The organism is Trinickia sp. Z7 (assembly GCF_056498045.1).
This window is the reverse complement of sequence record NZ_JAUEQW010000003.1, coordinates 211,746-234,418: the sequence shown is the minus strand read 5'-3', so window position 1 is coordinate 234,418 and position 22,673 is coordinate 211,746. Positions and strand designations below refer to the sequence as shown.

21 protein-coding genes and 1 pseudogene are annotated in these 22,673 nt (G+C 65.5%); 19 read left to right on the top strand and 3 right to left on the bottom strand.

Features of this window, described 5'->3' with window-relative positions:
• Positions 1-187 precede the first annotated feature (187 nt).
• Entirely contained in the window at positions 188-982 is a 795-nt protein-coding gene (locus tag QQS38_RS07540) for a hypothetical protein (RefSeq protein ID WP_479644751.1), read from the top strand.
• Positions 983-1,184: 202 nt separating this feature from the next.
• Positions 1,185-1,538 carry a YciI family protein gene (locus QQS38_RS07535; RefSeq protein ID WP_479644750.1) on the top strand — a complete coding sequence of 118 codons (354 nt, stop codon included), beginning with the start codon at positions 1,185-1,187 and terminating at the stop codon, positions 1,536-1,538.
• 19 nt (positions 1,539-1,557) lie between these two features.
• Here the strand turns inward: QQS38_RS07535 and QQS38_RS07530 are convergent, their stop codons facing one another.
• Positions 1,558-1,704: a hypothetical protein gene (locus QQS38_RS07530; protein ID WP_479644749.1), complete on the bottom strand. Its 147-nt coding sequence runs from the start codon at positions 1,702-1,704 to the stop codon at positions 1,558-1,560.
• On the opposite strand from QQS38_RS07530, the gene QQS38_RS07525 reads away from it, so the two are divergent.
• Positions 1,694-2,107, top strand: coding sequence for a YciI family protein (locus tag QQS38_RS07525; protein ID WP_479644748.1), 414 nt, complete (start codon positions 1,694-1,696; stop codon positions 2,105-2,107). The two genes, QQS38_RS07530 and QQS38_RS07525, sit on opposite strands and share 11 nt — an antisense overlap.
• A 12-nt stretch (positions 2,108-2,119) precedes the next feature.
• A complete protein-coding gene (locus tag QQS38_RS07520; RefSeq protein ID WP_479644747.1) occupies positions 2,120-3,400 on the top strand; it encodes an RNA polymerase sigma factor in 1,281 nt (426 codons plus the stop codon).
• On the opposite strand, the gene QQS38_RS07515 is transcribed toward QQS38_RS07520, so the two are convergent.
• Positions 3,397-5,064 (bottom strand): methyl-accepting chemotaxis protein, encoded by a 1,668-nt coding sequence (locus QQS38_RS07515; protein WP_479644746.1) that lies wholly within the window; start codon positions 5,062-5,064, stop codon positions 3,397-3,399. The two genes, QQS38_RS07520 and QQS38_RS07515, sit on opposite strands and share 4 nt — an antisense overlap.
• Before the next feature lie 442 nt (positions 5,065-5,506).
• Here QQS38_RS07515 and QQS38_RS07510 point away from each other — a divergent pair, with 442 nt between their 5' ends.
• Positions 5,507-5,785, top strand: a complete 279-nt coding sequence (locus tag QQS38_RS07510; protein WP_479644745.1) for a hypothetical protein — start codon at positions 5,507-5,509, stop codon at positions 5,783-5,785.
• Positions 5,786-5,830: 45 nt separating this feature from the next.
• Positions 5,831-6,589, top strand: a pseudogene (locus QQS38_RS07505) (S8 family serine peptidase); the annotation flags it as partial.
• Here the strand turns inward: QQS38_RS07505 and QQS38_RS07500 are convergent.
• Entirely contained in the window at positions 6,578-7,675 is a 1,098-nt protein-coding gene (locus QQS38_RS07500) for an MBL fold metallo-hydrolase (RefSeq protein WP_479644744.1), read from the bottom strand. The pseudogene QQS38_RS07505 and the gene QQS38_RS07500 sit on opposite strands and share 12 nt — an antisense overlap.
• 161 nt (positions 7,676-7,836) lie before the next feature.
• Between QQS38_RS07500 and QQS38_RS07495 the strand changes: the two genes are divergently transcribed.
• From QQS38_RS07495 to QQS38_RS07435, 13 genes are all read left to right on the top strand, one after another.
• Positions 7,837-8,280 carry a MerR family transcriptional regulator gene (locus QQS38_RS07495; RefSeq protein ID WP_479644743.1) on the top strand — a complete coding sequence of 148 codons (444 nt, stop codon included), beginning with the start codon at positions 7,837-7,839 and terminating at the stop codon, positions 8,278-8,280.
• Positions 8,277-10,145 (top strand): bifunctional isocitrate dehydrogenase kinase/phosphatase, encoded by a 1,869-nt coding sequence (gene aceK / locus QQS38_RS07490; RefSeq protein ID WP_479644742.1) that lies wholly within the window; start codon positions 8,277-8,279, stop codon positions 10,143-10,145. Before QQS38_RS07495 ends, aceK begins: the two co-directional genes overlap by 4 nt.
• A gap of 74 nt (positions 10,146-10,219) precedes the next feature.
• A complete protein-coding gene (gene can, locus QQS38_RS07485) occupies positions 10,220-10,981 on the top strand; it encodes a carbonate dehydratase (RefSeq protein ID WP_479644741.1) in 762 nt (253 codons plus the stop codon).
• The gene (locus QQS38_RS07480) at positions 10,974-12,179 is read left to right on the top strand and encodes an acetyl-CoA C-acetyltransferase (RefSeq protein ID WP_479644740.1); all 1,206 of its coding nucleotides are present in this window, start codon (positions 10,974-10,976) and stop codon (positions 12,177-12,179) included. The genes can and QQS38_RS07480 overlap by 8 nt, the downstream gene beginning before the upstream one ends.
• Before the next feature lie 97 nt (positions 12,180-12,276).
• Complete coding sequence (locus tag QQS38_RS07475; RefSeq protein WP_479644739.1) at positions 12,277-12,954, top strand: SDR family oxidoreductase; 678 nt, start codon at positions 12,277-12,279, stop codon at positions 12,952-12,954.
• Between the two features lie 86 nt (positions 12,955-13,040).
• Entirely contained in the window at positions 13,041-14,174 is a 1,134-nt protein-coding gene (locus QQS38_RS07470; protein WP_479644738.1) for an acyl-CoA dehydrogenase family protein, read from the top strand.
• On the top strand, positions 14,171-14,623 hold the full coding sequence (locus QQS38_RS07465; protein ID WP_479644737.1) for a YchJ family metal-binding protein: 453 nt from the start codon (positions 14,171-14,173) through the stop codon (positions 14,621-14,623). Before QQS38_RS07470 ends, QQS38_RS07465 begins: the two co-directional genes overlap by 4 nt.
• A 424-nt stretch (positions 14,624-15,047) precedes the next feature.
• The gene (locus QQS38_RS07460) at positions 15,048-16,385 is read left to right on the top strand and encodes a dienelactone hydrolase family protein (RefSeq protein ID WP_479644736.1); all 1,338 of its coding nucleotides are present in this window, start codon (positions 15,048-15,050) and stop codon (positions 16,383-16,385) included.
• Between the two features lie 674 nt (positions 16,386-17,059).
• Entirely contained in the window at positions 17,060-18,427 is a 1,368-nt protein-coding gene (bioA, locus tag QQS38_RS07455) for an adenosylmethionine--8-amino-7-oxononanoate transaminase (RefSeq protein WP_479644735.1), read from the top strand.
• The gene (gene bioF, locus QQS38_RS07450) at positions 18,427-19,608 is read left to right on the top strand and encodes an 8-amino-7-oxononanoate synthase (RefSeq protein ID WP_479644734.1); all 1,182 of its coding nucleotides are present in this window, start codon (positions 18,427-18,429) and stop codon (positions 19,606-19,608) included. Before bioA ends, bioF begins: the two co-directional genes overlap by 1 nt.
• Complete coding sequence (gene bioD / locus QQS38_RS07445; protein WP_479644733.1) at positions 19,605-20,384, top strand: dethiobiotin synthase; 780 nt, start codon at positions 19,605-19,607, stop codon at positions 20,382-20,384. The genes bioF and bioD overlap by 4 nt, the downstream gene beginning before the upstream one ends.
• Positions 20,381-21,412: a biotin synthase BioB gene (gene bioB / locus QQS38_RS07440; protein ID WP_479644732.1), complete on the top strand. Its 1,032-nt coding sequence runs from the start codon at positions 20,381-20,383 to the stop codon at positions 21,410-21,412. Before bioD ends, bioB begins: the two co-directional genes overlap by 4 nt.
• 300 nt (positions 21,413-21,712) lie before the next feature.
• A complete protein-coding gene (locus tag QQS38_RS07435; protein WP_479644731.1) occupies positions 21,713-22,669 on the top strand; it encodes a 2-hydroxyacid dehydrogenase in 957 nt (318 codons plus the stop codon).
• Positions 22,670-22,673 lie beyond the last annotated feature (4 nt).

Genomic DNA, 22,673 nt, shown 5'->3' with positions numbered 1-22,673 from the left:
GTTCGGCGCCGGTCGGCGCTCGGCGCCGCATCTTCGCGCCCGTGGCCGCGTAGCAAACATTGCAAACCCTCGCAACCTCGCGATGGCATAGCCGCGCCTACGCAGGCCGCAAGCGCTGCTTGGCAGCGAACACGATACAAGTGCCCTACGGGAAATCACACGTCGATTCACGCAATACGGGGTAGTCATGCGAAATCTCGGCCGCGCGGTGGCGGCTTTCACGATCTGGACGGCGGCTAACGTCGCCTTGGCTCAATCCGCAGCGTCCGATTCCGAGGTCCAGCCCGCCATTTCAGTGGCGCCGATGCTCGTCACGCAGGTGAACGTCGCATCCGAACCGGCAACGGCGACGCCCACCGCGCCGATCGCCGCGCCGCGCTCCGGCCCCCTGCCCATCGTCGCGGTGCCGAGCGCCGTGTACGTCACTCACTTCATCGCCGCACCGGCGGGCGCCGAGCCTTCGGGGCTGCTCGCCCGGCTGCGCGCGGCCTTGCATGCGCACGCGGCTGGCCGGGACGCGGGGCTCGTCGCACAAGCCGTCGTCCAACGGCTCAACCATGCGGGCGTGGCCGCGCGCTACCTTGCGCCGGGAGAGCCGCCGCCCGTGACGGGATGGCTCATCGGCGGCGTCTTCCACCTGCAAAGCGACGCGACGGCGGCCGCCTCCGAGAGCGGCGCGCCCGAGGCCGACCGGGAAGCGGCGGGCGCCGAGGTTTCCATCACCGTCGCCGATCTCGAACACAGCGCCGATACGCCGTTCGCCGTGCTGGGCGCGCCGCTCGGCCTCTACGGCGCACAGGATGCTCCGAGCGCTCAAAGCGCCCAGAGCGCATGGCGTCCGTATGTCGTGCCGGCCAAGCTCTCGTTCGAGCGAGCCGATCGCAACACCGCCATCGCCGCGCTCGCCCAGCAGATCGTCGATGCATTCGTCGGCAATATGACCGCGCTGCGTCAGGCCGACGCCCGTTCGATCGAGCCCTGAAAAGGACCACCCGGACGCCAGGGAAAGTGGGAAGGCCTGCACAGCGCATTGCCTTCGCCCTTCGCCCTTCGCCCTTCGCCAACGCCAACCTCCAACGCCAACCTCCAACGCCGTGCGCACTTCATAGCGGCGCCGGCGCGGCTGCACTATGCTTCAGGGCGAATACAGCGCCGCCCCGGCGCGATTTTTTTCGGAGTTGGCCATGTCTTACCTGCTGTTGATCATGGAGCCGATCGGCCAGCGCGCCGAGCGCACGTCCGAGGCTGCCCATGCCGCTTACGACACGATGGTTCGCTTTGGCGAAACCTTGAAAGAACGCGGCCTGCTCGTCGCGGCGCAGTCGCTCGCCTCGACGGAGGAAGCCGTACGGGTGCAGGTGCGCGAGGGCGAGCGCCGCTTCATCGATGGTCCGTTCGCCGAGGCGAAGGAAATGGTCGGCGGCTTCTATCTGCTCAACTGCGAACGTGAGGAAGAAGCGCTGGCGATCGCCGCCGAGTGCCCCGCGGCCCAATGGTGCACGGTCGAAGTCAGACGGCTCGCGCCCTGCTACGAATGAGGCTCGAGGCCGAGCCAATTTAGTCGGCCTCGGCAATCCCCACAATTTCCGCACTTTCCATCATTTCGCCGAACCGATGTCGATCTGCACCCGCCCCGTTCGTCGTGAAGTCAGGAGCCGATGAGCGGTCTCCGTCAACTTCGAGGAGCGCAACGATGCGATTCATGATCATGGTTCGGGCCAACGGACAAAGCGAATCGGGCGCCATGCCCGAGGAAAAGCTGATGGCGGCGATGGCGACCTATCACGAGGAACTCGCAAAAGCCGGCGTCCTGCTCGATGCGAACGGGCTGCAGCCCAGCTCCAAGGGCTGGCGCGTGCGCTATGCGGAAGGCAAGCGAACCGTCGTCGACGGGCCCTTCGCGGAAACCAAGGAGCTCATCGCCGGCTATACGCTGATCCAAGTGCGCTCGCGCGAAGAGGCGCTCGAATGGGCGCGGCGCTTCCCGGCGCCCTTCGGCGACATGGCGGAAGGCGAGATCGAGGTGCGCCCGCTGTACGAATTCGACGATTTCGAGCCCAGCGCAGCGGTCCAGCGCATTCGCGAAATCGACGCCAACTTGAGCTGAACGAACCGAACGATGTCCAATCCGACCCATCGCGCGATAGAAGCCGTCTGGCGCATCGAAGCGGCACGCGTCGTGGCTTATGCGGCGCGCTTCGTGCGCGATATCGGCGTGGCCGAGGAACTCGCGCAAGACGCGCTCGTCGCAGCGCTCGAGCATTGGCCCCGCGATGGGGTGCCCGACAATCCCGGCGCCTGGCTGATGGCGACGGTCAAGCATCGGGCGCTCGATAAGCTGCGCCAGGATGCCCTTCATACGAAGAAGCATGAAGCGATGGGCCGCGATCTGGACGCGCTCGAAGCGCACGTGGTACCCGATTTCGTCGACTCGCTCGACGCCGCGCGCGCCGACGACATCGGCGACGACTTGCTGCGACTGATTTTCACCGCATGCCACCCGGTGCTGTCGACCGATGCTCGCGTCGCGCTCACACTGCGTTTGCTAGGCGGGCTGGCGACGCACGAAATCGCACGTGCATTCCTCGCACCCGAAGCGACGATCGCGCAGCGGATCGTGCGTGCCAAGCGCACGCTGCGCGAGGCGCGCGTGCCGTTCGAGGTGCCGCGCGCCGAGGCGCGCGAGACGCGCATGGCCTCGGTGCTCGAGGTCATCTACCTGATTTTCAACGAGGGCTACGCGGCCACCGCGGGCGACGATTGGATGCGGCCCGCGCTGTGCGACGAGGCGCTGCGCGTCGGCCGAATTCTCGCCGAATTGGCGCGAGAGGACAGCGAGGTGCATGGGCTCGTCGCGCTGATGGAGCTGCAGGCCTCGCGCCTGCACGCGCGGGTCGACGCAAGCGGCCGCCCCGTGCTGCTCGCCGATCAGGACCGCTCTCACTGGGACCCGCTGTTGATTCGACGTGGCCTTGCGGCGCTTGCGCGCGCCGAGGCGCTCGGCGGCGCGCTAGGTCCTTATGCGCTGCAGGCCGCGTTGGCCGCTTGCCATGCACGCGCGCATCGCGCCGAGGATACCGATTGGGTTCGGATCGTCGCGCTCTACGATGCGCTCGTGCAAGTAGCGCCTTCGCCCGTCGTCGAACTGAACCGCGCGGTTGCCGTCGGCATGGCGTTCGGTCCGCAGGCGGGTTTCGCGATCGTCGAGGCGCTCGCCGCCAACCCCGCGCTCGCGCGCTACCACTGGCTCCCAAGCGTGCGCGCCGATTTTCTGGCCAAGCTCGGGCGGCTTGGCGAAGCGCGCGCGGAGTTCGAGCGGGCCGCCGCGATGACACAGAATGCGCGCGAGCGAGACCTGTTGCTCGTGCGTGCGAACGAGATGGCTTCGGCTCGACGCTAGTCGAACCTTCTCCTACGCTCATGCGCAACGCTCGCGCACGGCGTGCCCGCCTCGCCGGCCAGGCGCGCGCCGACTAAGCCGCCAATCGCATGGGCGCATCCGCGCCGACCGGTTCGCACGCCATGCATCCCCGCGCTCGCCGGACGCCGCGTGTCCGCTTGCATCTGGCCTAAATTGAACGCCGACACGGCTTCGCGCAGCGCCTGCATCTGCTGCGTCATGGATTGCGAAGCCGCCGATAATTCCTCGACGAGCGCCGCATTTTGCTGCGTGACCTCATCCATATGACTGACCGCTTGGTTCACCTGGGCGATCCCGCGGCTTTGCTCGGTGGAAGCGGCAGAGATCTCGTCGACGACATCGGCGACCTTGCCCGCCCCTTGCTGAATTTCGGCCATCGTCCGACGCACTTGGTGGGCTTGCGATTCGCCCGTGGTCACTGTGGTGACCGATGCCTCGATCAAGGTCTTGATTTCCTTGGCTGCGCTCGACGCCCGTTGCGCGAGGCTGCGCACCTCGCCGGCCACGACTGCGAAGCCCCGCCCTTGATCGCCCGCACGCGCCGCTTCCACGGCTGCATTGAGCGCGAGTATGTTCGTTTGGAAGGCGATGCCCTCGATAAGGGCCGTGATTTCGCCTATGCGCGCCGAATGGCGGCTGATCTGGGCCATCGTCGCGACCATCGATTCGACGACGCCATGCCCCGTATGCGCAACCTCGGAGGCGTTGCCCGCCAACTGGCTCGCGGCTTTCGCATTTTCGGCGTTCTGCGACACCGTGGTCGTGAGTTCCTCCATGCTCGCGGCGCTTTCCTCGAGCGAAGCGGCTTGGGTTTCCGTGCGTGCGGATAGATCGGCATTGCCCGCGGCGATCTCGCGCGTCGCGGTGCTGGCCGATTCCGATGCGGACCATACCTCGCGCAACGCGGCCGAGACGCGCTCGATCAAATCGTTGAACGCGGCTGCCGTGCGGGCGAGTTCGTCGTTGCCGAGCACAGGCGCGCGCAGCGTGAAATCGCGCGAACCGCTGATGCGCTCGATCGCCGCCTGCAACGAGGCGATGCCTCTGTTCAACGAGCGCGAGAGCTTGAAAATCATCGCGCATACGATCGCCATACCGGCCAGCATCACCGTCAGCACGATTACGAACACGGAGCTGACCAAGGCGTGGGCATCGGCACTTTGCTGCGCGGCAAGCGCATCGATCTCGCGCGCCATCTGCTCCAACTCGTGCTGAAACGGTTCGAAGTCGGAGTGGTAGAGGGCCGTGGTTCCTTCGCCCGCGGCCTTCGCGTCGTGCACCGCCAGGTCGAACAGCGCGTGCGAGCGTCGATCGTAGGCGCTCCATTTGGACATCAGCACGCGGAACGCTTGCGCACGAGCCGGATCGATCATCGTTTTGTCCAACGCCGACGACCAAGTCCCGATGTTGCCTTCCGCATCGGCAAAAACTTTCTTCGTGTCATCGGCGGTCGGATCGAGCTGAATGGTCGACAGCGCGCTGGCCTTGATTTCGGTGATGCCTTGCAACACTTTCTCGCGGCGATGCGAAATGTCTTCCGCCTTCGTCGCCGCATTCAGGCCCAACGCACATGCGAGCACGCCGGTGCCCATCGCGAGCACGGTGACCAGCGAAAAAACTTGTAGCCTGCGCCGAATATTCATCTCTGCCTCCCACCCGGTAGCGAACGTCGAGGCCGCGGCCCACTGCGCCGTGCCTCTACCGGGCTTTACGGCAACTCGCGCATGCCGGCTGAGTGAGGACAAATACGTGCGGACACACCCTCCCCGTGTGACACCGGCGCCGGGAACACAATATGCTCCGCGAGCTTTCTATTTGCTTTCACCTCGAGCACTTAGGAGCGCTCATGACACATGCCCGATGCATCACGAATCGTTTTGTCGTCGCGTTGCTCTCGCTCGCTCCGGCGATGCAAGATGCGCGCGCCACCGAAACCGCCGCCGCCCCCGTCCTTGCCGAGCGAGTCTCGCAAGTCATCGTGAAAGTAAAAATGCCGGCACGCCCGTCAGCGATGCCGCGGCCGCTGCGATCGCCGAGCGGCTTCAGGCGCAGCCGGAGGTCGAATACGCCGAGCCCGATTATCGATTGCACCGTCAGCTCGCTCCGACCGACCCGCTGTACGTCCAACAATGGGCCTATCGCGACGCAACGGGCGCCGCCCGCTTCGAGACGGCGTGGCAGACGGCGACAGGCACGGCCGATGTCGTGATCGCCGTGGCCGATACCGGCTACCGTCCCCATCCCGATCTCGCCGCGCACTTGCTGCCCGGCTACGACTTCGTCAGCAATCCGCTCTTCGCCAACGACGGCGACGGCAGGGACGCCGACGCGTCCGATCCAGGCGATTGGGTGACGGCCGAATAATCGCGCCAGTGCGACGGCACCGATCTTTGGGTTGGCAACAGTTCGTGGCACGGCACCCATGTGGCGGGCACGATCGGCGCGGTGGCGAACAACGAGATCGGCGGCGCGGGCGGGCTTTGACACACGCGGATCTTGCCGGTGCGCGTGCTGGGCAAATGCGGGGGGCCGGCGAGCGACATCATCGACGGCATGCGCTGGGCGGTGGGCCTGCCGGTGCCGGGGATACCGGTCAATCCGCATCCGGCCAAAATCGTGAACGTGAGCTTGGGCACCTCGCAGCCGTGCAGCCGTGCCATGCAGGAGGCGATCGACGATGTGATCGCGCATGGCGCGAGCGTCGTGGCGGCGGCCGGCAATAGCGCCGCCGAAGTCGGAGAACCGGCGAGCTGTCGCGGCGCGATCGCCGTGGCCGCCATCGACGCCAAGGGCGAGAAAGCGGCGTTCAGCAATCTCGGGAGGCGGATCGATTTGGGCGCGCCGGGCGTTGGCATCCTATCGACGGCCAATGCAGGGCTGACCGTGCCCGCCGAGGACAACTACAAGAGCTACAACGGCACGAGCATGGCCGCGCCGCATGTGTCGGCCAGGATCGCTCTCATGCTGTCCGTCGACGCGCAGCTCACGCCCGAGTCGATTCGCGAGAAACTCGTAGGCGCGGTGCGCCGCTATCCCGACGGTTCGAGCTGCGCGAAGACGGACACGGGCGCGCTGTGCGGCGCGGGCATGCTCGACGCGGCGGCGGCGGTCGAAGCGGCGCGCGCCGCAGCCGCGGCAGGCAACGGCGCGCTCGCTTCAGGCGGATAGTGCGGCGGCGGGCCGGGCCGGCGCGAACCGCACCACCCCGTCCGCGCCTTCCCGGCGCTCCAACTCGCCCGCGAGCCACAGCAAGTGCAAGTGGGCGAGCGCTTCGCCCATCGCGAATGTCATCTGATGAATGTCGAGCGCACGCTTGAACATCATCGGCACGATGTCGGCCGCGCTCAGCGGCTGGGCGGCGCATGCCTCGCGCACTTCGGCGAGCCGCGCGTCGTGATGCGCGCGCAGTTGCGCGATGCGCGTATGCAAGCCGCGAAATGGTTTGCCATGCGAAGGGAGCACGAGCGTATCGGCCGGCATCGTCAAATAGCGGCCAAGCGATTCGAGGTACAGCGCGAGCGGGTTGCCTTCCGGTTCGATGTCGAAGACCGAAACGTTCGTCGAGATGCGAGGCAATACCATGTCCCCGGAAATCAGCACGCCCGTCGACTCGCAATACAACGCCGCGTGCTCGGGCGAGTGACCATATCCGGTGACGATTCGCCAGTCGTTCGCGCCGATGCGCACGACATCGCCTTCGCGCAAGCGACGAAACTGCGAAGGCATCGACGGCACGAGTTTCGAGTAATAGTCGTGCCGGTTGCGCAATTTTTCGAGCGAAGCCGGATCGGCCAGGCCATGGCGCTCGAAATGGCGCGCCGCGCCTTCGCCGCCCGCATTCGAGCCGTCGCCCGCGGCCATGACGCGCCCGAGCATGTATTCGCCGAGCGTGATCCACAGGCGCACATTCCAGCGCTCGCGCTCGCCGCCGCGACAAATCCAATCGGCCAACCCCAGATGATCGGGATGACAATGCGTCACGATCGTGCGCAACACCGGCAAGCCGCCCAGCTCCCGCTCGAAGATCCGCTCCCAGTTGGCCTTGATCGAGGCTTCGGCGATCCCGCAATCGATGACCGTCCAGCCCGCCTGGCCGTCGATTTCGTCGCGCAACAGCCATAGATTGATGTGGTCGAGCACGAACGGCAACGGCATCCGCACCCAGTACACGCCCGGCGCCACTTCTAGCAGACGGCCCGGCTCAGGCAAAGTATCGGCGAACGGATAGTCGAGTTGATGTTCCAATGCATTCATCGGGAGAGTCCTAAGCGACCGGCACAACCGGCCAGTTGCGCTTTGTCGAAGTTGACGATAACGTAAACGTCCATCGATTCTACCCGATCGACGGCGGTAAAATCACAAGTCACCTTCCGCCTCGGCCACCCGCCGGCGCCGTTTACCCGACGCGTTTGACCATGACCCAGCACTTTACGATCACCGAGCTTGCGCGTGAATTCGACGTCACGCCCCGCGCCATTCGCTTCTACGAGGATCAGGGGCTGCTTGCGCCGAGCCGGGAAGGCGCAAGCGGCCTGCGGCGCGTGTACTCGAGCCGCGACCGCACGCGGCTCAAGCTCACGCTGCGCGGCAAGCGGCTCGGCTTCACGCTGTCGGAGATTCGCGACCTGCTCGATCTGTACGAATCGCCCACCGATACGGTGCCGCAATTGCACGCGTTCCTCGCGACGATCGCCGAGCACCGCCAAGTGTTGGAGCGCCAGTTGGAGGATTTGAACGCGACGCTGGAAGATCTTGCACAGTACGAGTCGCAGTGCCGCTCGATGCTGGCCGAAAACGGCGTGGCTGCCGAGCGCGCAAGCGCCGCAACCGAGCGCGCCGCGCAATCAGAGGGACCATGAAGCACTTTCCTAAGCTGCTGTCGTCGCAGATCGGCTTCGACGTCGCGCAAACGATGCTCGAAGGCTTCAACCGGCACTACGGCCACTTTCGCGATGCGGCCGTGCGCGCGAAGACGCTGTTCGAGACCGCCGACTGGCTCGCGCTGCAAAAACTCGCACGCGATCGGATCGCCTCGTACGACGATCGCGTCGACGAATGCGTGCGGCTGCTCGAAGACGAATACGATGCCGAGAACATCGACGACGAAGTTTGGCAGCAGATCAAGCTGCACTACATCGGCTTGCTGACGCACCACCTGCAGCCCGAATGCGCGGAGACGTTCTTCAACTCGGTGTGCTGCAAGATCCTGCATCGGTCGTATTTCAACAACGACTTCATTTTCGTGCGGCCCGTCATCTCCACGGAGTATTTGGAGAACGAGGAACCCGCGGCAAAGCCGACCTATCGCGCGTACTACCCCGGCAAGGACGGGCTGGCGGCCACGCTCGAGCGCATCGTCACGAATTTTCAACTCGAGCACCCGTTCGAGGATTTGCAGCGCGACGTCGCCTGCATCATCGATTCGATCCACGAGACTTACGGCCCGTTTGCGGAAGCCTTCAACTTCCAGGTGCACGTGCTGTCATCGCTGTTCTTCCGCAATAAAGCGGCCTACATCATCGGCCGCATCATCAACGGCGAAGTGCTGCTGCCGTTCGCCGTGCCGATCCGCCATGCGGCGTCAGGCCTGCTCACGCTCGACACGGTTCTGCTCAAGCGCGAGCAATTGCAGATCATCTTCAGCTTTTCGCACTCGTATTTTCTGGTGGATATGGACGTGCCTTCCGCCTACGTCGACTTTCTCGGCACGATCATGCCGGGCAAGCCGAAAGCGGAAATCTACACTTCCGTCGGCTTGCAAAAGCAAGGCAAGAACAACTTCTACCGCGATCTGCTCAAGCATCTCTCGCACTCGAGCGATCACTTCATCATCGCGCCCGGCATCAAGGGGCTCGTGATGGTCGTCTTCACGCTGCCCTCGTTCCCGTACGTCTTCAAGATCATCAAGGACGCTTTTCCGGCGCCGAAGGACACCACGCGCGAGAAGATCCAAGAGAAGTACCTGCTCGTGAAACGTCACGACCGCCTGGGCCGCATGGCGGACACGCTCGAATACTCGAGCGTTGCGCTTCCACTCGCGCGCCTGGACGAGCAGCTCGTTCGCGAGTTGGAGAAAGAGGCGCCGTCGATGATCGAGTACGAGGGCGATTGCCTCGTCATCAAGCATGTCTATATCGAGCGCCGCATGGTGCCGCTCAATCTGTTCCTGCAAAACGGCACCGAAGCCGATATCGAGCATGCCATCAAGGAATACGGCGATGCGGTCAAGGAACTCATGCAAGCGAACATCTTCCCGGGCGACATGCTCTACAAGAACTTCGGCGTGACGCGCCACGGCCGTGTCGTGTTCTACGACTACGACGAGATCGAATATTTGACCGACTGCAACGTCCGCCGCGTGCCGCAGGCGCAAACCGAGGAAGACGAGTTGTCGGCCGAACCGTGGTACGCCGTGGCGCCCAACGATATCTTTCCCGAAACGTACACGACGTTCCTGCTCGGCGACCCCACCGTGCGCCGGTATTTCATGCGCTATCACGCGGATTTTTTCGATCCGGCGCTATGGCAAAAACATAAGGAATTCCTGCTCAAGGGCGAATTGCCCGACTTCTTTCCCTACGACCAGAGCGCGCGCTTCTGCGTGCGCTATCCGGAGCGCTTCGCCAAGCCGCATGCGGCCGGCGCAGCAGGCGCGGCGCAGCACGCGCCGCCCGCCGCGCCGCGCAGCGGCGGCGGCGACCCGGATGCGGCGCGCGCGGCATGAACTCGGCCGCGCGCGCCGCCTGGCCGCTTCCTTCATCGACCTAGCCCGTTAGGGTCCAACCACCACGACGCACTATGAACGATCAGAACCATCCGCTAGCCCAACTGTTCGCCAACAACGAAGCGTGGGTCGCGCGCAAGCTCGCAGAAGACCCGCAATACTTCGCGCGACTTGCCGATCAGCAAGCGCCCGAGTACTTGTGGATCGGCTGCTCCGATTCGCGCGTGCCCGCCAATCAGATCATCGGGTTGCCGCCCGGCGAGGTGTTCGTCCATCGCAACATCGCGAACGTCGTCGTCCACTCCGATCTGAACTGCTTATCGGTCATTCAGTTCGCGGTCGACCTGCTCAAGGTCAAGCACATCATGGTCGTGGGCCACTACGGCTGCTCCGGCGTGGGCGCGGCGCTGCATGATCGGCGCGTGGGTTTGGCCGACAACTGGCTGCACCACATTCATGACGTACGCGCCAAGCACGCCGCGCTGCTCGAACAATGGCCCATGGTGGCGCGCCACCGGCGCTTGGTCGAACTGAACACGATCGAGCAGGTCGTGAACGTGTGCCGCACGACCATCGTCAACGACGCCTGGGCGCGCAGCCAGCCGCTCACCGTCCACGGCTTGGCCTACGGCGTGCACGACGGGCGCGTTCGCAACCTCGGCATGACCATCTCGAACGCCGACATGCTCGATTCGACCTATCAGCGCTGCGTCGCCGCGCTCTCGGCGCAGCAGGCCGGGTCGGCGCAAAACGACGTCGTGGCAGCCGATGCCGCGACGCTCGCCAATATCGATCAAGTCGTACAGGGTGTGATCAAGGAGATCAAACATGACTGACGCAATGCGCAATACGAGCGAGCCCATCGTCATCATCTCGGCGGCCCGCACGCCGATGGCCGCCTTCCAAGGCGAGTTCGCTTCGGTCACCGCACCGCAACTGGGTGCCGCCGCGATCGCCGCCGCGTTGGAACGCTCGGGCCTGACACCGCAGCACATCGAAGAAGTGCTGATGGGCTGCGTGCTGCCCGCCGGCATCGGCCAGGCGCCGGCGCGCCAAGCGGCGCTCGGCGCGGGCCTGCCTTTGGCGACGGGCTGCACGACCGTCAACAAGATGTGCGGCTCGGGCATGCGCGCCGCAATGTTCGCGCACGACATGCTCGCGGCCGGCTCGGTCGAGGTCATGGTCGCGGGCGGCATGGAAAGCATGACCAACGCGCCGTACCTGTTGCCCAAAGCGCGCGCCGGCATGCGCATGGGCCACGGCCAAGTGCTCGATCACATGTTCCTCGACGGCCTGGAGGACGCTTACGAGAAAGGCCGCCTCATGGGCACCTTCGCAGAGGAGTGCGCGAGCGCCTACGGCTTCACGCGCGAAGCGCAAGACGCTTTCGCCGTCGAATCGCTCGTGCGCGCCAAGCGTGCGAACGAGGACGGCTCGTTCGCCTGGGAAATCGCGCCGGTGAAGGTCGCGGGCCGCAAAGGCGACGAGGTCACGATTGCGCGCGACGAGCAGCCGTTCAAGGCCAATCTCGAGAAGATCGCAACGCTCAAGCCTGCGTTCAGCAAGACGGGCACCGTCACGGCGGCGAATTCGTCGTCGATCTCCGACGGCGCCGCGGCGCTCGTCATGATGCGCGCTTCGACGGCCGAGCGGCTCGGCGTCACGCCGCTCGCGCGCGTGGTCGGGCATGCGACGTTCGCGCAAGAACCGTCGAAGTTCACGACGGCTCCCGTCGGGGCGATTCGCACGCTGTTCACGCGCAACGGCTGGCGAGCGGGTGACGTGGACCTCTACGAAATCAACGAAGCGTTCGCCGTCGTGACGATGGCCGCGATGAAGGATCATGCGATCCCCCATGAGAAGGTCAATGTCAACGGCGGCGCCTGCGCGCTCGGCCACCCGATCGGCGCCTCGGGTGCGCGCATTCTCGTTACGCTGATCGGCGCACTACGCTCGCTCGGCGGCAAGCGCGGCGTGGCGAGCCTGTGCATCGGCGGCGGCGAAGCGACGGCGATGGGCATCGAACTCGTTTGAGGCACGCGCATCGCATGGCGCGTGCCGCACATTAGCTCCGATCGGTTGTAATGACTGGCCGTTCGCTTCGACCGGCCAAGCGGTTGAGGAGTCATCGATGAAAACAGCACTGATCGTCGGCGCATCGCGCGGCATTGGTCACGAGTTCTTGCGCCAGTACTGCGCCGCGGGCTGGCGCGTGATCGCCACGGCGCGCGACGGGCGCGCGCTTGCCGAACTCGAAGCGCTCGGCGCGCAAGCCTTCGCGCTGGACATCGCCGAACCCAGCGACATCGCGGTGCTCCAAGCAAAGCTGGCGGGCGAGCGGCTCGATCTGGCGCTCGTCGTCGCCGGCGTCTATGGACCGGCGACCGAAGGCGTCGAGGCATTCAGCGTCGAAGACTTCGACTACGTGATGACGACGAACGTGCGCGGGCCGATGATGCTGATGCCGATCGTGTTGCCGCTCGTCGAATCCGCTCAGGGCGTGTTCGGCGTGCTGTCGAGCCGCATGGGCAGCATCGCCGAAGCGACGGGCACGACGGGCTGGCTTTATCGCGCGAGCAAAGCGGCGCTAAATAGCGCCTTGCGCACGGCCGCCTTGCAAACGCGGCGCGCGACCTGCATCGCGCTCCATCCGGGCTGGGTGCGCACCGACATGGGCGGCGCGCATGCGGCCATCGACGTCGAGCGCAGCGTCTCGGGCATGCGCACGGTCCTCGCCGCGGCGGCCGTCGATCGCGAAACCTATCATGGCCGATTCGTCCAGTACGACGGGACGAGCATCGATTGGTAGGACCCGGCGTTGGATAGCGGCAGATAGTTCTAGAGAGTCGTAGGTAGTCCTAAGCATTTAGAGATCATCGATAAGGAGACGTCGACATGGTGCTCGACCAGGATCACACGATGATCCGCGACGCTGTGCGCACCTTCGTGCGCGAGGCCATCGCACCGCACGCGGCCGCATGGGACCGCGAGCGCACGTTTCCCAAAGACGTGCATCGTCAATTGGCCGAACTTGGCGCCTATGGCGTGCTCGTTCCGAGCGAATACGGCGGCGCGGGGCTCGATGCGCTTGCGCTCGCCGTCATTCTCGAAGAAATCGCGGCCGGCGACGGCGGTACGTCCACCGCCATTTCGGTGAACAACTGCCCCGTCTGCAGCATCTTGCTTGCTCACGGCAACGAGCAGCAAAAACGCGACTGGCTCACGCCGCTCGCGCGCGGCGAGATGCTCGGCGCGTTTTGCTTGACCGAGCCGCAAGCGGGCTCCGACGCATCGGCGCTGCGCACGAGCGCCGTGCGCGACGGCGACGATTACGTGATCGACGGCGTCAAGCAATTCATCACGAGCGGCAAGCACGGCAATGTCGCGATCGTCATGGCCGTCACCGACAAAGCCGCGGGAAAACGCGGGATCAGCGCGTTCCTCGTGCCGACCGACACGCCCGGCTACATCGTCGCGCGGCTCGAAGACAAGCTCGGCCAGCATTCGTCGGACACGGCGCAGATCGTGTTCGAAGGCTGCCGCGTGCCCGCCGCCAATCGGATCGGCGCGCAAGGCGAAGGCTACAAGATCGCGCTCTCGGGACTCGAAGGCGGACGCATCGGCATTGCGGCGCAAAGCGTCGGCATGGCGCGCGCCGCATTCGACGCGGCGCTCGCTTATGCGCGCGAGCGGCAAAGCTTCGGCCAGCCGCTCTATGCGCACCAAGCCGTGCAGTTCCGTTTCGCGGAGATGGCCACGCAGCTCGAAGCCGCCCGCCAACTCGTTTGGCACGCCGCATCGCTCAAAGACGCGGGCCTGCCTTGCCTGACCGAAGCGGCGATGGCGAAACTCTTCGCGTCGGAAGCGGCCGAACGCATCTGCTCGGCGGCGCTGCAAGCGTTCGGCGGATACGGCTATGTCAGCGACTTCCCCGTCGAACGCATCTATCGCGATGTGCGGGTCTGTCAAATCTACGAGGGCACGAGCGACATCCAAAAGATCCTCATCGCACGAGGCCTGGGCGCATGACGGGTCCGGTCAAGCGCCAGGCGCCGCTCGATTGCCCGTGCGGCGGCGCAGCCCCGGGACGTTCGCCGGCGGCGCGCAGCCCGCGCTTCGCGGCCTGCTGCGGCCCCTACCTCGACGGACGAGCCATCGCACCGAGTGCGCTCGAACTGATGCGTTCGCGCTACTCGGCGTATGTGCTCGGCCACACGGACTATCTGCGCGCGACGTGGGATCCTGCGACCTGCCCGGCCGATCTCGACGCCGACCCGGACGCACCCGATGCGCCGCGCTGGCTCGGCTTGCAGATCAAGCGCTTCGAGCAACGAGACGCGCATCACGCGATCGTCGAATTCGTGGCGCGTTACAAGAGCGGCGGGCGCGGCCATCGTCTGCATGAAGTGAGCCGCTTCGTGCGCGACGATGGCGATGAACGCTGGCGCTACGTGGACGGCGACGTTAGCGAGCGCTGACTTACCCCGCCTCTTCGGCGATCTTTGTCCCAGCAAAGATCGCCGATGCCGCGACTCGGGCCGCCCCGCGCCCCGGGTTCTCCTGCATTGCACGAAATATTTCGGCGACGCTACGATGACCCCGCTTGTGATGCATCGGCTGGGACGTCCCGCGACGCCCCAGCGCGCACCCATGCCGGCGACAACCCTCTTGCTCGGGGCTGGTAGTAACCCTTAGCAAATCGTCGCCACGCAACACCTTTCCGTTGTTTTGCGCCATCGGCTGCCACCATTTCGCCGCCGAAGGGGCGAATTGCGGCCCGCGTCGGCCTCTTTTCACGCAACGGAGCCGCGAGCGACTCGCGGATACTAATCGGGCCGAGTGGAAAAGCACCGCCAGCTCGGAAGTCGCGATGGATTTTTTGGAATTGGGGCAGACACGCGCATGAGTTTGAAGAACGTATTCGTCGGTTGTTTGTGTGCGTGCGCATCGATCGGCGCGTTTGCCGGTTCGGCCGCAGGTCCACAGTCGGCCGACGGCGCGATGCGCGAAATGTCGCTCGCCTCGAACGACACTCGCCCGCTTTCGCGGGCATCGATCGCCCCGCTCGAATTCGGCCACGCGCCCTATGCGCTGCCCGCGCTCGGCGGCAATCTCAACGAGCAGATCGTGCGCATTCCCGTCGATGCACAGGGCAGCGTCACGCTCGAGGCGACCATTTACAAGCCCGATGGCGCGGGGCCGTTCCCGCTCGTCGTGTTCAATCACGGCAAAATCGAAGGCGATCCGCGCGCGCAAACGCGCAGCCGGCCGTTGTCGTTCGCCCGCGAATTCGTGAAGCGCGGATATGCCGTGGTCGCGCCCAATCGCGAAGGCTTCGCGGGCTCGGGCGGCACTTATCGTCAAGAAGGCTGCAACGTCGAGCGCAACGGCATCGCGCAAGCGCAAGACGTCAAGGCGACGATCGCGTACATGTCGGCCCAATCGTATGTCGACGCATCGCACATCGTCGTCGCCGGCACGTCGCACGGCGGACTCACCACGATCGCTTACGGCACGGATGCCGCGCGAGGCGTGCGCGGTCTCATCAATTTCTCGGGCGGGTTGCGCCAAGACGCCTGCGCGGGCTGGCAGGACAACCTGACTCGCGCGTTCGAGCAGTATGGACGAGCGGTGCGCTTGCCGTCGTTGTGGATCTACGGCGACAACGATTCGGTGTGGAGCCCCGATTTGACGCAACGTATGTACACCGCCTATGTCGCGCACGGTGCGCAAGCGAAAATGGTCGACTTCGGCGATTACAAGAACGACGCGCATCGGCTCGTGGTCGATCGCGACGGCGTGCGAGTCTGGTGGCCGGCCGTCGACGCCTTCCTCGAGCGCATCGGCATGCCGACGCACGTGCAATACCAGGTCAAAGGCCCGGCGCTGCCGCCGGCGTCGGGATACGCGGCCGTCGATTCCATTCGCTCCGTTCCCTATGTCGATGCGGCCGGACGCGAGGCCTATCGCAAGTTCTTGAGCCAATATCCGACGCGCGCGTTCGCCGTTTCACCCTCCGGCGCATGGTCGTGGGCGGAAGGCGGCGACGATCCGATGTCGGTCGCGCTCGCGAACTGCCGCAAGGAAAACGGCAATACGCCTTGCCAGCTTTACGCGGTCGACAATGAGGTCGTCTGGAATGACAAATCGGGGGCGAGCTCGCAAACGGCCTCGTCGAATGCGCACGACGACGCGCCTGCGACGGATGCGGAACAGCCGGCGCTCGCAAGTCGGGACTGAGCCGGCTACGGTCCGCTACCCCGCTCCTTTTTTGCTGCGCGCCTACGGATAGCCGCGCTCACTCGAGTCCCGCTCGAGCCCCGATCGGTTCTCCCTCGTCTGCGCCGGCGTTTGCGACGGCGATCGTCAGCCTAACCTGCGCCACCCTTTCTGCCTTCAAAGCCCCCATCAGCCGGTCGCATCGCCCAGACCTGCGCGTAACGCTCTATCGCTTTATCGAGGCGCGACCCAAGCCACGCATTTCGGCCCCCGTTCTTGCCCCGAATGCTGTGATGCCCACGCTCGCCACAGGCCGGCGTGCGCGCTTTCAAACCTCACACGTTTGCGCGCGCTTCATCGAAAGAAAACCGTCCTGACGTGCCCCACGCAAATCGGTTCCATCGTAGGTTCCATAAATTTTTTCCCTAGCGCGGGTTCACTCTGACGTCGTCAATTCAGCTCATCTCGGCCGATTTGATTCGAAGCGTCGCGAGCTGCGCGGAACTGTCGAGAACAAGCGCATGGCGCATACGTTTCGGGTAGGTGCAATCGATCGCCGAACGCGCTAATCTCACGCCGGTTTTGTCCGCGCGGCACGCCAAACGGATGCGAATAGACCAACCCCTCACGCGTTTTTCGCATCAAGGAGCAGGTGGAGCAGGTATGACGCGGACGTTCATCTCATGGAGCGGTCATTGAATACGCAAGTCGTCGACGATCGAAGCGCGCAGACTCGTGACTGGGTCGCCCGAAGCCTGCGCGCCGTCTGGCATCCCTGCACGCAGATGAAGCATCACGAGCGTCTGCCGCTCATCGCACTCGCACGCGGAAAGGGCGCATGGCTTTACGATCGCGACGGCCGCCGCTATCTCGACGCCATCAGTTCGTGGTGGGTCAACCTCTTCGGGCACGCGAACGAGGACATCAACGCGGCGTTGAAGACGCAGCTCGAAACGCTCGAGCACGCCATGCTCGCAGGCTGCACGCATGAAAGCGCGGTGGAACTCGCCGAGCGTTTGTCGGCGCTCACGCAAAGCACGCTCGGACACGCATTCTTCGCTTCCGACGGGGCTTGCGCCGTCGAAATCGCGCTGAAGATGAGCGCGCACTACTGGCGCAATCGCGGCCGCGCGGAAAAGCGCGAATTCGTGTGCGTTGCGGGCGGCTATCACGGCGAAACGATCGGCGCGCTCGGCGTGACGGACGTCGCATTGTTTAGGGATGCTTACGATCCGCTGATTCGCGGCGCCCACGTCGTCGCCTCGCCCGACGCGCGGTCGGCCGAGCCGGGAGAGAGCGCCGCGCACGTCGCCGCGCGCGCGCTCGACGACGTGCGCAAGCTGTTCGATGCACGCGCCGCGAACATCGCCGCGCTCATCGTCGAGCCGCTCGTGCAATGCGCGAGCGGCATGGCGATGCACGACGCGTCGTACGTTGCCGGCCTGCGCAAGCTGTGCGATGCCTACGACGTGCATTTGATCGCCGACGAGATCGCCGTGGGCTGCGGCCGCACCGGCACCTTCTTCGCTTGCGAGCAGGCGCGCGTGTGGCCCGACTTTCTCTGTTTGTCCAAGGGCATCAGCGGCGGCTACCTTCCTTTATCACTCGTGCTCTCGCGCGACGAAATTTATGCCGCGTTCTACGACGACGACACCACGCGCGGCTTCTTGCATTCTCACTCGTACACGGGCAATCCGCTCGCGTGCCGCGCCGCGCTCGCTACGCTCGAGCTCATCGAGCGCGGCGATGTCTTGGCCTCGAACGAAAGGAAATCGGCCGCGTTGCTCGAGGCGCTGGGGCCGCTGCGGGAGCACGAGCGCGTGCGCCACTTGCGGCGCAGCGGCACGATCATCGCGTTCGACGTCGCGCTCGAACGCGATGCCGCCAGCTCGTTCTCGCGGCGCTTTTTCGAGCGAGCGCTAGCGCACGAATTGCTGCTGCGCCCGATCGGTACGACCGTCTATTTGATGCCCCCCTATATTTTGGACTCCGAAACGATCGCGCTGCTCGCCTCGCGCACGCTCGCGACGCTCGACGCCACACTCCCGGACGGAGCTTGCTGATGCGACTTCTCGATACCTTGCATGAAGGGCTTGCCGATCTCGATGCGCGCGGCTTGACGCGCAGGCGACGGATCGCCGATACGCCCTGCGCCGCCCGGATGACCGTCGATGGGGAGGCGATCGTCGGCTTCGCCAGCAACGACTATCTCGGGCTCGCGGCACACCCTCGCTTGGCCGAAGCCCTGGCCGAAGGCGCACGCCGCTACGGCGCGGGAAGCGGCGGCTCGCATCTGCTCGGCGGCCATTCGCGTGCGCATGCGCGCCTAGAAGACGAACTGGCGGCGTTCGCCGGCGGCTTCGTCGATGCGCCGCGCGCCCTGACGTTCTCGACCGGCTACATGTCGAACCTGGCGACGGTGACGGCGCTCGCCGGACGCGGCGCGGCATTGTTTTCCGATGCGCTCAATCATGCGTCGCTGATCGATGGGGCGCGCCTTGCACGCGCCGACGTCCATATCTATCCGCACGCCGATACCGCAGCGCTTGCCGCTATGCTCGCGGCGTCCGACGCCCCGACCAAGGTCATCGTCACCGACGCCGTGTTCAGCATGGACGGGGACATCGCGCCCCTTGCGCGGCTTCTCGATCTTGCCGCGCGCCACGGCGCGTGGCTCGTCGTCGACGACGCACACGGCTTCGGCGTGCTCGGCCCGCAAGGACGCGGCGCGCTCGCGCAAGCCGCGTTGCGCTCGCCGCATCTCGTCTACTTGTGCACGTTCGGCAAGGCGGCGGGCGTGGCCGGGGCCGGCGTCGTCGCGCACGAGACCGTGATCGAATGGCTGCTGCAACGCGCGCGGCCTTATATCTTCACGACGGCCGCGCCTCCCGCCGTCGCGCACGCGGTATCGACCAGTCTCGCGTTGATCTCGGGCGAAGAAGGAGAGACGCGCCGCCAGCACCTCGCACGGCTGATCGCACGTACGCGCGACATCTTGCACGACACGCCTTGGCGAGCGATCGATTCGCCGACCGCCGTGCAGCCCCTCGTCGTGGGCAACAACGAAGAGACGCTCGCGCTTGCCGCCCATCTCGCCGAGCAAGGATTGTGGGTGCCCGCGATCCGGCCGCCAACCGTACCGCCCGGCACGTCGCGCTTGCGCATTTCGCTGTCGGCCGGACACGGGTTCGACGACCTGGACCGGTTGCAAACGGCGCTCCTGCGCACGGGAGCATTCGTTTGAAGGCCCCGCTTTCGCTCTTCGTGACGGGCACCGATACGGAGATCGGCAAGACGCTCGTCTCCTGTGCGTTGTTGCGCGGCTTTGCGCGAATCGGCCTATCCGCGGCTGCCATGAAACCGATCGCCGCCGGCGCGTATTTCGATGCGGAAGACGGCCTTTGGCACAACGAGGACGCAGACCAGCTCGACGCGGCCGCCGGGGCCATCTTGCCGCCCGCCGTGAGAACGCCGTATCTGCTCAAGGCGCCGGCCGCGCCTCACATCGTCGCCGCACAGGAAGGCCGATCGCTGGAACTCGCACCGATCGTCGAGTGTCATCGCGAAGCGATGCTACGCGCCGATGTCGTGGTCGTCGAAGGCGTGGGCGGTTTTCGTGTTCCGCTCGACGATGAACGCGATACGGCCGACCTCGCCGTCGCGCTCGCGCAGCCGGTCCTGCTCGTCGTCGGCGTGCGCTTGGGCTGCATCAATCACGCGCTGCTCACGGCCGATGCGATCGCCGCACGCGGCTTGCGCCTCGTCGGCTGGGTCGCAAACGTCATCGATCCCGCCATGCGGTTCATCGACGAGAACATCGACACGGTGCGCGCGCGGCTCGAACGCGAACATTGCGCGCCGCTCATCGGCACGGTGCCGCACCTCGCACCGCCCTCGCCCGAGCAAGCCTCGACACATCTGGACATCGAGCGGCTCGTGCGCGCGTTGCAGCCGAGCACTCGAAATCCCTCACCCTTGCCTTTCGATTCGATCGAATCCCAACCAGGACGAACGACATGACACAAGCCCAGGACGCTACGCTCGCAACGCCGCCCCTCGCCGATACGACGCAGACGCCCGATGCCGCGCGCCCCCAGCGCTGGCGCGTTGCCGACGTGGTTGCGCTCTACGAACTCCCGTTCAACGATCTGCTCTATCGCGCGCAACAGGTGCATCGTGAGCACTTCGACGGCAACACCGTGCAACTCTCGACACTGCTTTCGATCAAGACGGGCGGCTGCGAGGAAGATTGCAAGTACTGCTCGCAGTCATCGCACTACGACACGGGTTTGAAAGCGGAGAAACTGATGGACGTCGAAGCGGTGCTCGACGCCGCACGCCTGGCCAAGGAAAACGGCGCCACGCGCTTTTGCATGGGCGCGGCATGGCGCAGCCCGAAGGATCGCCACCTCGAACCGATCAAAGAGATGATTCGCGGCGTGAAGGCGATGGGGATGGAAACCTGCATGACGCTCGGCATGCTCGAATCGCATCAGGCGCAAGCCCTGCGCGAAGCGGGACTCGATTACTACAATCACAACCTCGATACGTCGCCCGAGTTCTACGGGCAAATCATCTCGACGCGCAGCTATCAGGAGCGGCTCGATACGCTCGACCACGTGCGCGACGCCGGGATCAACGTGTGCTGCGGCGGCATCGTCGGCATGGGCGAATCGCGCCGCGAGCGCGCCGGCCTCATCGCGCAACTCGCGAACATGGACCCTTACCCCGAGTCGGTGCCGATCAACAACCTCGTCGCCATCGAAGGCACGCCGCTCGGTCACGTCGATCCGATCGACCCGTTCGAGTTCGTGCGCACGATCGCCGTGGCCCGCATCACGATGCCACGCGCCGTCGTGCGGCTCTCCGCGGGCCGGCAACAGATGGACGATGCGCTGCAGGCGCTTTGTTTTCTCGCCGGGGCCAATTCGATGTTCTACGGCGATCAATTGCTGACGACGGGCAACCCGCAGGCCGATGCCGATCGCAAGTTGCTCGAACGGCTCGGCATTCGCGCGCAGAGCTCGCAGGCGGCGGCCGCAAACTGACGGCCCCGAAGAAGTTGGCGCTCGGAGCACGGCAGAAAGCACTCCGAGCCGCGGTTCACTCGGCTTCTTCCGCGAAGCGAATCGCGCGAAACCGGCTTGCCTCTACCCGCCCCTGCTAATCGCACGTTCAAGCATGAGCCTGCACTCGGGCAAATGCGCAAACCGCCGTCATGCGTGGGCCGCCTATGCGGACCCTGCGTCGAGCCGGCACGACGCATCACGAATCTGGAACGTTGGCCGTAAAATAGCGGCCAACGTTCATCGATACCGGCCACGCGTTTCCCGCGTGCCCGCCCTTGCATGAAAATCGTCTTTTACACCCCGCAGGCCGGCGACGCGCCGGCCTGGCTTGCGTCGCTCGCGCGCGCGTTGCCGTCGGCCGACGTGCGTCTGTGGGCGCCCGGCGATACGGCCGCCGCCGACTATGCCGTCGTTTGGCGCCCGCCCGCCGAGTTGCTGGCTCCGCGTGAGGGCTTGCGCGCCGTCTTCGTGCTCGGCGCGGGCGTCGACGCTTTGCTCGCACTCGAACGAACCAGGCCCGGGACGCTGCCGCCCGATTTGCCGCTCGTGCGGCTCGAAGATACGGGCATGGCCACGCAAATGGCCGAATATGCCGTGTACGCGGCGCTGCGCTACTTGCGCCGCTTCGATGAATACGAACTAGCGCAGCGGCAGCACGCCGATCAAGCACCGTGGCGCGTGCTCGAACCGCATGCGCCCAAAACGTTCCATGTCGGCGTGCTCGGCCTGGGCGCGCTGGGGGCGCAGGTGGCGAAATCGCTTGCCGCGCTCGGCTTGCCGGTGCGCGGCTACAGCCGCAGTGAAAAAACGATCGACGGCGTCGCGACGTTCGCCGGCGAGCGCGAACTGCCCGCGTTCTTGGATGGCCTGAAGCTCGTCGTCAATCTGCTGCCGAGCACGCCGGAGACCGACGGTATCTTGAACCGTACGACGTTTTCCCATCTCGCCCGAGGCGCCTATCTCGTCAATTTGGCCCGGGGCGCGCATCTGGTCGAACAAGACCTGATCGACGCCCTCGGCGACGGCCGGCTCGCCGCCGCAACGCTCGACGTCTTTTGCGAGGAGCCGCTGCCGCACGACCATGCGTTCTGGCGCATGCCGCGCGTGACGATCACACCGCACATCGCGGCGCTCACGTTGCGCGAGCCTGCCGTCGAACAAATTGCGCGTAAGATTGACGCGCTCGCGCGCGGCGACGCCATCGGCGGCATCGTCGACCGCCGGCGCGGTTACTAGCATT

Bases quoted from the DNA above. Each gene is read 5' to 3' on its own strand.
- QQS38_RS07540 (WP_479644751.1), top strand. From the start codon at position 188: ATGCGAAATCTCGGCCGCGCGGTGGCGGCTTTCACGATCTGGACGGCG.
- QQS38_RS07535 (WP_479644750.1), top strand. From the start codon at position 1,185: ATGTCTTACCTGCTGTTGATCATGGAGCCGATCGGCCAGCGCGCCGAG.
- QQS38_RS07525 (WP_479644748.1), top strand. From the start codon at position 1,694: ATGCGATTCATGATCATGGTTCGGGCCAACGGACAAAGCGAATCGGGC.
- QQS38_RS07530 (WP_479644749.1), bottom strand. From the start codon at position 1,704: ATGAATCGCATCGTTGCGCTCCTCGAAGTTGACGGAGACCGCTCATCG.
- QQS38_RS07520 (WP_479644747.1), top strand. From the start codon at position 2,120: ATGTCCAATCCGACCCATCGCGCGATAGAAGCCGTCTGGCGCATCGAA.
- QQS38_RS07515 (WP_479644746.1), bottom strand. From the start codon at position 5,064: ATGAATATTCGGCGCAGGCTACAAGTTTTTTCGCTGGTCACCGTGCTC.
- QQS38_RS07500 (WP_479644744.1), bottom strand. From the start codon at position 7,675: ATGAATGCATTGGAACATCAACTCGACTATCCGTTCGCCGATACTTTG.
- QQS38_RS07495 (WP_479644743.1), top strand. From the start codon at position 7,837: ATGACCCAGCACTTTACGATCACCGAGCTTGCGCGTGAATTCGACGTC.
- aceK (WP_479644742.1), top strand. From the start codon at position 8,277: ATGAAGCACTTTCCTAAGCTGCTGTCGTCGCAGATCGGCTTCGACGTC.
- can (WP_479644741.1), top strand. From the start codon at position 10,220: ATGAACGATCAGAACCATCCGCTAGCCCAACTGTTCGCCAACAACGAA.
- QQS38_RS07480 (WP_479644740.1), top strand. From the start codon at position 10,974: ATGACTGACGCAATGCGCAATACGAGCGAGCCCATCGTCATCATCTCG.
- QQS38_RS07475 (WP_479644739.1), top strand. From the start codon at position 12,277: ATGAAAACAGCACTGATCGTCGGCGCATCGCGCGGCATTGGTCACGAG.
- QQS38_RS07470 (WP_479644738.1), top strand. From the start codon at position 13,041: ATGGTGCTCGACCAGGATCACACGATGATCCGCGACGCTGTGCGCACC.
- QQS38_RS07465 (WP_479644737.1), top strand. From the start codon at position 14,171: ATGACGGGTCCGGTCAAGCGCCAGGCGCCGCTCGATTGCCCGTGCGGC.
- QQS38_RS07460 (WP_479644736.1), top strand. From the start codon at position 15,048: ATGAGTTTGAAGAACGTATTCGTCGGTTGTTTGTGTGCGTGCGCATCG.
- bioF (WP_479644734.1), top strand. From the start codon at position 18,427: ATGCGACTTCTCGATACCTTGCATGAAGGGCTTGCCGATCTCGATGCG.
- bioB (WP_479644732.1), top strand. From the start codon at position 20,381: ATGACACAAGCCCAGGACGCTACGCTCGCAACGCCGCCCCTCGCCGAT.
- QQS38_RS07435 (WP_479644731.1), top strand. From the start codon at position 21,713: ATGAAAATCGTCTTTTACACCCCGCAGGCCGGCGACGCGCCGGCCTGG.